The sequence below is a fragment of the Streptococcus sp. F0442 genome (assembly GCF_000314795.2).
GTDB lineage: Bacteria > Bacillota > Bacilli > Lactobacillales > Streptococcaceae > Streptococcus.
Genome location: NZ_KB373314.1, coordinates 448,610 through 459,418 on the forward strand (window position 1 = coordinate 448,610; position 10,809 = coordinate 459,418).

The window sequence follows — 10,809 nt, forward strand, 5'->3', positions numbered from 1 at the left end:
TTTTTGGAGGCTTATATGACAAAATGGATTTACTCCTTCGAAGAAGGAAGTGCGAAGGACAATGATCTCCTGGGTGGGAAAGGCGCTAATTTAGCTGAGATGAGCCATCTGGGACTACCGGTTCCTCCTGGATTTACCATCACCACAAAAAGTTGTATCCACTATCTCGATCATCCTGACTTCTTTGATTCCTCTTTAAAAGAGGAAATTTTGAAAGCGGTTGCTCAACTGGAAGACAAAACGGGTAAGTCCTTTAGCGGAGAGGATCCTCACTTGCTCTTAGTCTCTGTGCGTAGCGGGGCCAAGTTTTCCATGCCAGGGATGATGGATACCATTCTCAATCTTGGTCTCAATGATCAACGGACTCAATTACTGGCCAAAGAAACCAATCTTGATTTCGCCTACAACTGCTATCGCCGTCTACTCCAGATGTTTGCTGATGTGGTCTATGGTATCGATAAGGGACTTTTTGATGACCAACTAGCAGCATTTGAACAAAAACAGAATAAAAAGGTCCATGATTTTGACCTGGCCCAGCAACAAGAATTGATCCAACACTATAAAGATCTCTACTCCACACACAAAAAGCAATTTCCTGAGAACCCGAATGAGCAACTTTATGCTGCCATCCAAGCAGTCTTTAAATCCTGGAATAACAAGCGGGCTAGAATTTACCGGGAGCTTCATCAGATCCCTCATGATTTAGGAACAGCTGTCAATGTCCAGGCCATGGTCTTTGGAAATAGTGACCAAGCCAGTGGGACAGGGGTTTGCTTCACTAGAAACCCTGCAACTGGGGAGGCAGAACTGTTTGGTGAATTTTTGCTAAATGCTCAAGGGGAAGATGTGGTAGCTGGGATCCGCACTCCTGAGCCGATTGCAGCCTTAAAAGAAATCCAACCTGAAACCTATCAGGCTTTCAGTGACTACGCCAAGATCCTTGAAAACCACTATAAGGATATGCAGGATATTGAATTTACCATTGAGAAAGGCAAGCTCTACATCCTCCAAACCCGAAATGGAAAACGAACAGCCAAAGCTTCTTTAAAGATTGCTCTAGATATGGTAGACCAAGGTCTGATTCGTAAGGAAGAAGCTCTCCTCAGAGTTGCTCCTGCTTCCATCAGTCAACTAATCCATCCTGTCTTTGAGGAAGTGGCCTTAGAGAAAGCACCATTCTTAGCTCAAGGCCTACCAGCCAGCCCAGGGGCAGCTACTGGCCAAATCGTCTTTACTGCCGACCGAGCTAAAGAAATCCATCAAGAAGGGAAAAAAGTCATCCTGGTTCGACAAGAAACTTCTCCTGAAGATATTGAAGGGATGATTGTCAGCCAAGCCATTGTCACCAGCCAAGGGGGAATGACCTCCCACGCTGCTGTTGTAGCTCGTGGCATGGGAACTTGCTGTGTCGCAGGTTGCGGAGAATTGACTATCAGTGAAGAAAATAAAACCCTTTCCTGTGGCAATCTGGTTCTAAGGGAGGGAGATCTCATCTCCGTAGATGGTTATTCTGGTCGCATTTATCGTGGCGAACTTCCAACTGTCCTAGTTGAGAACAACCAAGACCTCCAGCGCTTGCTTGTTTGGGCAGATGAATTCGCCATCCTCCAAGTTCGAGCCAATGCAGAAACCGTCAAAGACTTGACAACCGCTATGAACTTTGGGGCCAAAGGAGTCGGGTTGGCCCGGACGGAACACATGTTCTTTGGACAAGAACGGATTCTTGAAATGCGTCGCCTCATCTTAGCGGATACTGAAGAAGAAACAAAAGAAGCCCTCAATAAGCTCCTAGAATTCCAAGAAGTAGATTTCTACCAAATGTTCCAAACCGTTCAAGATAAACCAATGATTGTCCGCCTGCTCGATCCACCCATGCATGAGTTTCTACCTAAGGATTCCCAAGAAATTGCATTATTAGCAAGCAAACTAAAAAAATCTCCTGATAAACTTGCCGACCGCATTGAAAGTCTGCAGGAAAGCAATCCTATGTTGGGACACCGGGGTTGCCGTCTCGGCATAACCAAGCCGGATATCTACAAGATACAGACAGAAGCTATTTTTAGAAGTGCTATCAAATTGCATCAAGAAGGTCAACAGATTAAGCCGGAAATCATGGTTCCTTTAATTGCTGATCAAAAAGAATTAGCATGCATCAAAGAGTATCTTGTTCAGCATATTGAACAGCTTTTCAAACAGTATGGTCAGGAGCCATTCCCTTATGAAATTGGTACCATGATTGAACTGCCCCGCGCCTGCCTAACCGCAGATAAACTGGCTCAAGAGGCTGATTTCTTCAGCTTTGGCACCAATGACTTGACCCAAATGACCTATGGCTTCTCTCGGGATGATATTGGTAAATTCATTGGCCACTACAAGGACAAGGATATTCTTTCTTTTGATCCCTTCCAAAAAATCGATAGGGAGGGAGTCGGTGAATTAATGAGAATTGCTATCAGCAAGGCCCGTCAAGTAAAACCGAACCTCACTATCGGTATCTGTGGCGAAGTTGGCGGAGATCCTTCTTCGATCTCCTTCTTCCAAGACATTCAAGTCACCTATGTTTCCTGCTCTCCTTACCGGGTTCCTGCTGCCAGACTAGCCGTCGCTCAAGCAGCGATTCAAGCGAAAAACTAAGCTATGCTTACTAAATATATCTTGTAACCCTCTATATTTTAAAGGATCTAGCCTTCCCATTACAGACTAGATCCCTTTCTTTATCTTGATATCAAAAAGCCCCTCAACCTAGAAGATAGCTCTAGGTTCAGGGCGATTGAAGTCTAATTATTTTTTCTCTTCTTCCTCTTATCCCTTGCTTTTATATTTAAAGTCTTTAAAACTCATTTTAGCTTTCGACGAATCGGTCATGCTATTCAATTTTTCTTCTTGCTCTTTGGTGATTTTGAGAGGAATAGCTGAAACCATATTCGGTTTTAAAACACCTGATTCGCTGATCTGATAATCTACCGTAATATTTTCAAGAATCGGTGCTCTATCATATTCCAAGTTCACAACAAAGGAGGCATCTCGATCAATGGTTGTAGTGGTCCGATTCACCATTAAGAACAGGGCCAAGCGAGTTTCCTCATCTCCAAAAGTATAACCTGGGAAAAAGACAAATAATTTTCCGGCATCCCCAAGCGTCGGATTGTCTTTGATAAACTTTTCAGCAAGTTCTAAAATCTCATTGTCCTGATCTTTGTACTGGTCAGCTCTAACAAATGTGAGGGCTTCTTTCTTACTGCTTGAGGTTTGGCTAGATTTTGATTCTTTATTTGAGCTCGTAAAAGATACTTTGACACAGCCTGTCAAAAGAAGCAAACTCGTTATTAACACGATAATTTTTTTCATCTTCTCTCCTTCTAGTTCTTTTTAAAAAGAGGCTGGAAAATCTCAGTCTCTATTATAAAAGGTCCTCAATCAGATCATCGACCTCATCTTTTTCTGCTTTTGGTGTGATCTCCGTTACCATGATCCCTGCTACCGCACGCTCAACCAAAGCTTCCACATCCATGCGTTCCTCATATTTCTCCGCATTTTTGAGTTTGGGATTGGTCTTCGGACGGTCTGGCGCAAAAATGGTACAGCAATCCTCGAAAGGCTGGATAGAGATTTCAAAGGTATCAATCGCTTGGGCAATATCGATGATTTCCAACTTGTCCATGGTCACTACCGGACGGATAACCGGTGTATTGGTCACGGCATTGATGGCTTGCATGCTCTCTAGCGTTTGACTAGCTACCTGACCGAGGCTTTCTCCATTGATGATGACCAAGCCACCACGGATTTGACGAATACGATCTGTGATGCGCATCATAAAGCGTCGGGTCAGGGTCATGAGGTAAGCTTCGGGCGCTTTTGCCTTGATTTCCTCTTGGATCTCTGTGAAGGGCACCTCGATAAATTGGATATTGCCACCAAACTTGGTCAACTTCCGTGTTAATTCCTGGGCTTTTTTCAAGGCACCTGGGCTAGTATAAGGCGGGCTCGCAAAGTGAACGGCCTCGATATCCACCCCACGCTTCAAGGCTAGGTAGCCAGCTACTGGAGAGTCGATCCCACCAGATAGCATGAGCATCCCTTTGCCAGATGTACCAACAGGAAGGCCACCAGCTCCCTTAATGGTTTCATAAGAGATGTAAGCTGCTTCTTCGCGGATTTCGACTTGCAGATTGATATCTGGCTTTTTCATCTGTGCCTGAATGGTTGGAATCGCTTCAAAGACAGCCCCACCCAAGGTTTGATTGAGCTCGCGGCTATCGAGCTCAAAGGTATGGTCACTCCGCTTACTTGAGATTTTAAAGGTCATGCCTTCTTCGTAAATCTCTTTCATAATCCCTTGCACTGCTACTTTCAAGGCTGGGACTGATTTTTCAATCTTGTAAACAGGTGAAAAATTTTGGATTCCAAAAACCTGCTTGAGCGATTCTGCTACTGGTTCATAATCTGTCCCATGTAGATAAGCATGGGCCCGATCGCGGTCCGCTGTCACTTTGACAGCTGGATAAATAGATAAAACATCTTGGATATTATTGCGAAGTTTATTGATGAAACGCATACGGTTCTTTCCTTTCGTAGAAAGCTCTCCATAGCGAATCATAATTTCTGAATAGGTTAAGGTCATGTTGATTTCCTTCTAAAATTAACGTACTTTTCGTGTTTGTTCGTAAATCAGTTTGAATTTGGTTAAGAATTGCTCGACTTGGCTCATGTCATTTTCCAGATCGAGACTCAAGCGAACAGCTGTCTGGGCAATACTCTTGTCCACCCCCATGGCAATCAAGGTACCAGCTGGTTTTCCAGCCTTGGACGAGCAGGCACTAGTGGTCGAGATGTAAATATCAAACTCTTCAAAGGCATGGACCACTACTTCACCACGAACTCCCTTGATCCCGAAAGTCAAGATGTGAGGGGCAAAGTGATCCTCACAAGAAAAGACAGTGACATCTGGATAGTTGGCCAATTCTTTGCGGATCACTTCTTTCATCTGCTGGGTCTTACTGGCAAAAGCTTCTTGGTTTTCCATAGCTAAGCGTAGGGCTTTTGCGGTTGCTGCGATACCTGCCACGTTCTCAGTTGTCGAGCGCATTTCTTTTTCTTGGCCCCCACCCGTTAAGAGAGGGGTGATCTTTTTGCCTTCTTTGATATAGACAAATCCAACCCCACGAAGACCATGGAATTTGTGACTAGAGAAGGTCGCAAAGTCCACGCGCTCTGGTAGATAGCCCGCCGTTGCTACCTTGGCCAAGGCTTGAACCGCATCAACATGGAAACTAATAGTTGGGCGATCTTCTAGGAGAGCAGCAATTTCATGGATGGGTTGGATGGAGCCAATCTCATTGTTGACGGCCATGACAGAGACCAATGTCGTATCCGGACGAAGTAGGTTAGCCAAGGCATCCACTTTGACAAAGCCCCGGGCATCCACTGGCGCATAATCCACTTCGAATCCCTGCGTTTCTAACCAAGTAGCCGATTCCTTAATGGCAGGATGCTCGATGTCAGAGACAATGATATGCTTGCCATAAGGAGCTTTCTCAAAAGCGACACCCTTGAGGACCCAGTTGTCCCCTTCTGTCCCACCAGACGTGAAATAAATCTCCTCAGCTTTCTTGCCAATTAGCTCCGCAATCTGTTTCCGGGAAGCCTCTAAAATACGAGTAGCTTGACTTCCTAAATTGTGCAGACTAGAAGGATTCCCCCAAATCCGAGTCGCTACTTCCGTATAGGTAGCAAGGGCTTCCGGATAAGGTTTGGTCGTTGCTGAATTGTCAAAATAAATCATGTCCTACGCATCCATCACTTTCTTTTTACGTAACTTCTATTTTATCATTTCTAACAGCTTGGGACAAGGATTTGATAAAGATAGATGAGGTGAAATCCCTCTATAAAATTCAGTTCTTTTTAGACATTTTTCAGAAAATGACTTATAATAGGAAAGTGTTAAAAAAAATTCATGATAGAAAGAGAACAAACATGTCACAATATTCAAGAAGTAACAAGAATCAAAAACCTGAGGAACAAGTAGATACCAAACCTTCTCGCGGTGAAAAGGTAAAACAAGGTCTATCACTATTTCAAACGGTTGTAGCTACAATTGCTAGTCTTCTAGGGATTATCGTCACTTCCTTTACCATTATAAGCCTGCTTAATAAAGACAACCAAAAAACAGAAGACAAACCATCTAGCAGCACCAGCGTCGTCGTGGTTCACGATAAGGAGTCTGACTCAAGCGCTACCAATACAGATGCCAATACGCAAACCGATTCAAGCAATACAGATACAAGTTCACAAAAAGAAACCGATAGCTCATCCGCTACAGAATCTAGTTCGTCTGCCGCACAAGACCAAGGCTCCACAGCAACAGACAGTGGCGCAGATACAGCATCATCCGGAACCAACTAAAAAATCAGTAAGGACAATCTTACTGATTTTTTCTAGCTTCTGATTCAGTTTTTTTCTGATGTTTATAGAAAGCATCGATCTCGTTGTCATACTCCCATTTGAGCTTTGAGCGCTCTTCCTGGATTTGATCCAATTGTTCAAAGACGTCACGTCTAAATCGTTCACTATTTTCATCCATTTGGAAAAAATAAGTATGAACTTCTGCAGGTAACTCACCTTCTGCCATGCGATAGACTTCTTCTTTCAACTGGTCCGTTTGCTGCAGAAAATAAGAGAGATCTTCTTCAAGAGATTCCTCTTTTTTCTTTAACTGTTTCATCTTGCTATCAAATTCAAATTCTAATTTATAAAGATCTTCCTTCATCTTCTATCAATTCTCAATTTCTAAGCGGACTAGTAAGTTCTGGTTTGCTCACTTTAGACAAATAGTCTTTTGCTGCAGTTGCAGCTTGTCCTTCAAGACCATCCGTGATATTTTCACTGTAAGTCTTTTTAGCATAGTTTTCTAATTCCTCTGCTTTTGATTTCAAGTTTCGTTGTAGAGGTGCATTTGTTAACTTTATAGCATTTACTGCTACTGCAACAGCCGCTTTTATTGCTAATCTCTGCTGCGCTTTCAGTACTTCCACTAGTTTTTCATTTTTAAATGATAAACTTATTGGCATCGTTTCCTCCTTGCTTCTTTTATGTTAAAGATCCAAAAATTTCAGTAGCACCTTCTGCATCAACCTCTACAAGTTTCTGGGCACATTGAATCATACTCTTTGAGAAGCCACTCATTTTTTCTTTGTAGTTCTTTAAATTACTTTTATCGGTCTCCGCAATTCCGCTATCCCACAAATGTTCAAAAGTCAAATCAGTCATTAAACTTTCTATTTCACTTGCTGATAATGCCCATCCTAATGCAGAAATAGTATTTCTAGATAATTCAACCGATACTTTTACGCTTCCTTCCGCAGTCGTGATCATTTTCTCTGTTTCTGAAACCTTTTGCTCAATTTCTGCATCTGCCAACTGAACTGCCGCATATAATAATTCTGTACGAAGTAAGATTCGTTCCGCATAACTCCCAGCACTTTTAATTCTGTTGTGCAAATTATTAGGATTCTTGAGGTCTAAATTTTTTCGATCCCATTCCAAAGAAGCTTTCTGAGCATCTTTTATAATTTTATCATATTCTTGTAAATATACTAAAATTTCTGAACCAATTGAAGGTAGATTAGCAATTATTTTCGTGACATCAGTGATACCAATACCAAATCCGTCACGTAATATTAAATAAATTTCTGTCTTATGATTCAAAGGATCTTTAAATGCTTCATGTAACAATGAAGTAAGTTTTTGAAATACTTCTGGTTTCATTGTCACAAAGCGTTCAATTGCTTCCTCAGGAAGATAATTCTTCAGGTTATCTATAGTTCTTCTGTTCAGCTTAGCAAGTCTCTGACCTGCAACTAACAACTCTGGATGATAGGATTCCGATGCTGTTAGGATATTACCATAACTGTCTATTTGATAGGCACCGAAATCATGGGAAGAATACTTGTCCATCATACTAGTATACTTAATCGGGACAACTACGTTGACTTGACCTAGTTGTTTATCCCATGGTTTATCACGATTGAGCATACTAACTGGATCAAAAGGATTGACATAATAAACAATTTTTTATCCAATAATTTCAGTTTTTCATCACTATACCCAGCTTTTTTTAAACTTGCTGTTGTATCTGGGCCATCAAAAAGAACAGCTTTTCCAACGTGATTCAATTCTGATTCAGATAATCCTGCCAAACCTTGTACGGATACCATTGTTCCAAGCGAATGAGCAGTTACATCCATTTTAGCATTTGGGGCGGCTTTTTCTTCTAATTCAGTGATCTTTTCTTTCATCCCTTTTGTAGCATATTTTGCTTGGGGTACAATCGCATCCGTAAGTGCAAAAGCTGCATCATTATTGATCCAATCTTGATAGTTAAATTCCTTAAAATTTCCTTTCTTAATTTGTGGTAAATTAATTCCAAAACCATCACTTCCACGAATAGCAAAATAAGTCTGGTGCGTATTCGCATTGATCGTCTCAGTATCTGTAACATAATAGGCATTGTAGCCAGTTTCTTCATCTTCTAATAACTTTTTACTGTCCGGTTGAAGATAAACCTTGCCACCATTTGGCAGATCCGTACCTCCGCCTTTAGTGATTTGACCTTCGTTATCCTTTTTACTTTTTGAATAATCAATCTCAGTAGATTTATTTTTATTAAATAATTTTGGGAAGGAATTTGGACGATCTTTATAGGCACTTTCAGCAATAGACGAGTAAATATCATCAAAACTTTTTAAATTCCAATTTGCCATTTTTTCCTCATTCTAGTTTTATTTTAAAGTTTCTGTTAAAAGATTTTCCAGCCACCATTTTCGTCAATATAGATATCATTTAACATACCCATCCTGTCAATATTAGGCAAACTTTCTCGATTTTCTAGATAAAAATCTACCGAAAATTTTGTGTTCTCCAAATGATTAACCTGACCTGAAATAGATAAATTATATCCTCCTCCTTGCGGAGTTCCGTTTCCTGACTCTTCAATGATCATACTATCCCAATCAATCTGAACGGATTCAACTTTTGAATTTTGAGCTTTGACTAAATCAACAATCTCCTGTTCGTGTTCTTTTAGGTAGTCCAGTTGTTCTTTTTTTATCTCTTCTTCTGTTTTTTGAGCAGCTTTCTTTGAAGAAGTGCTTGTTATCTTCTGCTCCGGCCTTTTGGTCAGGGTCATGATTTTTCCTCCAAGAAAAACCAGTCCTAGTATCGGTAACAAAATGATCAAAAATAGTTCCATTTGTCTCTTCATTCATTTCTCTCCAATCTACACACTTCGAATTGATCTATCAACTTGTTTATTCGAAAATTCTTCCACCCATCCTTAAGTATTGGCCCAAAGACATCGTCTTTAAATTAATTTTGCCATCTTCCACGACCACATCAACTCGCCAACTGGATTCAGGATTTTGATTAAACCCTCCAAAAATGAGAATCATTTCGTCACCACCTTGAGGTGTTCCATTTCCTCCCACGCCCCACTCAGTTTCATCCCAATTAATCTGAACGGATTCGACTTTTGGACTTTGAGTCTTTACAAAATCGACGATTTCTTGCTTGTGCTCTTTGATATAAGCGAGCTGTTTTTGTTTAATGCCTTCTTTGTCTTCTTTAATTGATGAGGATGCGACAATTTTCTCTTGTCTGCTCTTTTCACGTTCTTGCTTCACACATCCTACTAGACATCCAAGTGTTGAAATGAAAGTAATTGTGATCACCAGATTGTTTATTTGTTTTTTCATAATTTTATTTCGTTTAAAACTGATTCCTCTATTGCATCTCTCATTATCTAACGGACGGATCATTTCTTTTCTACCCGATATAAATTGTCTGAACCAATTGAATCTATTTTAGGCATCTTATTTTCGTCTAAGGTAAAATTCAGGCTAAAATTTGTTAGATCACTTCCATTGGCATAACCGAATACTAATAGTATTTCATCACCTCCCTGAGGTGTTCCATTACCTCCTACAACTCTTTTAATACTGTCCCAGTCATAAGACACCTGCGTAATGTTAGCATTATGTGCTTTCACATAGGCCGTCATTTCTTGCTCATGATCTTTGAGATAAGCGATTTGTTTTTTATTTATCGCTTCTTTGTCCTCTCTGCTTGTCGAAGAGGTTGCAATTGGTACTTGTTTCGTTTGCTCTTTTGAATTTATGGTACATCCTCCTATACTTGCAAGGAGAGCTAATATAGTGATTAATTTAAACGTCGTTTGTTTTATCATATTCTATCTTTCTCTAAAACAGTTCATTTTCAAAATCCATTGTACTTGATTAGGAAATAGGCTTTCCGCCAATCGTAAGTTCATGGAGCATAAACATTTCTCGCATTTCAATTGACTGATCATTATTAATTGGAATATCTATTCCCCAACCAGAATCGTCAATATGATTAATGCGCCCAAAAACATTCATATTATATTCGGGAGTTGTAAGTCCACCATCACTCATCTGAGTTTCATCCCAATCAATCTGAACGGATTCAACTTTTGGACTCTGAGCTTTCACAAAATCGACGATTTCTTGCTCGTGCTCTTTGAGATAAGCGATTTGCTCTTTTTTTATTTCTTCCTTTGATTTTTGTACAACTTTCTTTGAAGAAGAAGCCGTTACCTTCTGTTCTGGTTTCTTCGTCATGTTCATGATCTTTCCTCCTAGAAGTAAAAGTCCTAGAATCGGTAACAGGATGATCAAAAATAATTCCACTCGTCTCTTCATTTCTTTTTCTCCTATCAATCATTTCGTGACTGAATGGGCCAGTCACTTTCTTTACTATTATAGCATCTTTCATTTG

11 protein-coding genes and 1 pseudogene are annotated in these 10,809 nt (G+C 40.6%); 2 read left to right on the forward strand and 10 right to left on the reverse strand.

Going from position 1 to position 10,809, the window contains the following annotated elements; all coding sequences use genetic code 11:
- Positions 1-15 precede the first annotated feature (15 nt).
- On the forward strand, positions 16-2,634 hold the full coding sequence (ppdK, locus tag HMPREF9186_RS02365) for a pyruvate, phosphate dikinase (RefSeq protein ID WP_009731222.1): 2,619 nt from the start codon (positions 16-18) through the stop codon (positions 2,632-2,634).
- Positions 2,635-2,802: 168 nt separating this feature from the next.
- Here ppdK and HMPREF9186_RS02370 read toward each other — a convergent pair whose 3' ends face one another.
- The 3 genes from HMPREF9186_RS02370 to HMPREF9186_RS02380 are packed head-to-tail and all read right to left on the reverse strand — an operon-like array spanning position 2,803 to position 5,782.
- Positions 2,803-3,348 carry a lipoprotein gene (locus HMPREF9186_RS02370; protein WP_009731223.1) on the reverse strand — a complete coding sequence of 182 codons (546 nt, stop codon included), beginning with the start codon at positions 3,346-3,348 and terminating at the stop codon, positions 2,803-2,805.
- A gap of 52 nt (positions 3,349-3,400) precedes the next feature.
- On the reverse strand, positions 3,401-4,621 hold the full coding sequence (thiI, locus tag HMPREF9186_RS02375; protein WP_009731224.1) for a tRNA uracil 4-sulfurtransferase ThiI: 1,221 nt from the start codon (positions 4,619-4,621) through the stop codon (positions 3,401-3,403).
- Between the two features lie 18 nt (positions 4,622-4,639).
- Entirely contained in the window at positions 4,640-5,782 is a 1,143-nt protein-coding gene (locus tag HMPREF9186_RS02380; RefSeq protein WP_009731225.1) for a cysteine desulfurase family protein, read from the reverse strand.
- A 191-nt stretch (positions 5,783-5,973) separates the two neighbouring features.
- On the opposite strand from HMPREF9186_RS02380, the gene HMPREF9186_RS02385 reads away from it, so the two are divergent.
- Entirely contained in the window at positions 5,974-6,402 is a 429-nt protein-coding gene (locus HMPREF9186_RS02385) for a DUF6556 family protein (protein ID WP_009731226.1), read from the forward strand.
- Positions 6,403-6,421: 19 nt separating this feature from the next.
- On the opposite strand, the gene HMPREF9186_RS02390 is transcribed toward HMPREF9186_RS02385, so the two are convergent.
- From HMPREF9186_RS02390 to HMPREF9186_RS02420, 7 genes and pseudogenes are all read right to left on the reverse strand, one after another.
- Positions 6,422-6,766: a hypothetical protein gene (locus HMPREF9186_RS02390; protein ID WP_009731227.1), complete on the reverse strand. Its 345-nt coding sequence runs from the start codon at positions 6,764-6,766 to the stop codon at positions 6,422-6,424.
- A 13-nt stretch (positions 6,767-6,779) separates the two neighbouring features.
- The gene (locus tag HMPREF9186_RS02395) at positions 6,780-7,067 is read right to left on the reverse strand and encodes a hypothetical protein (protein WP_009731228.1); all 288 of its coding nucleotides are present in this window, start codon (positions 7,065-7,067) and stop codon (positions 6,780-6,782) included.
- A 19-nt stretch (positions 7,068-7,086) separates the two neighbouring features.
- Positions 7,087-8,759, reverse strand: a pseudogene (locus HMPREF9186_RS11725) (hypothetical protein).
- Positions 8,760-8,794: 35 nt separating this feature from the next.
- On the reverse strand, positions 8,795-9,259 hold the full coding sequence (locus HMPREF9186_RS02405; RefSeq protein WP_009731231.1) for a hypothetical protein: 465 nt from the start codon (positions 9,257-9,259) through the stop codon (positions 8,795-8,797).
- Between the two features lie 46 nt (positions 9,260-9,305).
- A complete protein-coding gene (locus tag HMPREF9186_RS02410) occupies positions 9,306-9,749 on the reverse strand; it encodes a lipoprotein BUG3 (protein ID WP_037614018.1) in 444 nt (147 codons plus the stop codon).
- A 59-nt stretch (positions 9,750-9,808) separates the two neighbouring features.
- Positions 9,809-10,240: a hypothetical protein gene (locus HMPREF9186_RS02415; protein WP_009731233.1), complete on the reverse strand. Its 432-nt coding sequence runs from the start codon at positions 10,238-10,240 to the stop codon at positions 9,809-9,811.
- 49 nt (positions 10,241-10,289) lie between these two features.
- On the reverse strand, positions 10,290-10,733 hold the full coding sequence (locus tag HMPREF9186_RS02420) for a hypothetical protein (RefSeq protein WP_009731234.1): 444 nt from the start codon (positions 10,731-10,733) through the stop codon (positions 10,290-10,292).
- Between the last annotated feature and the right edge of the window lie 76 nt (positions 10,734-10,809).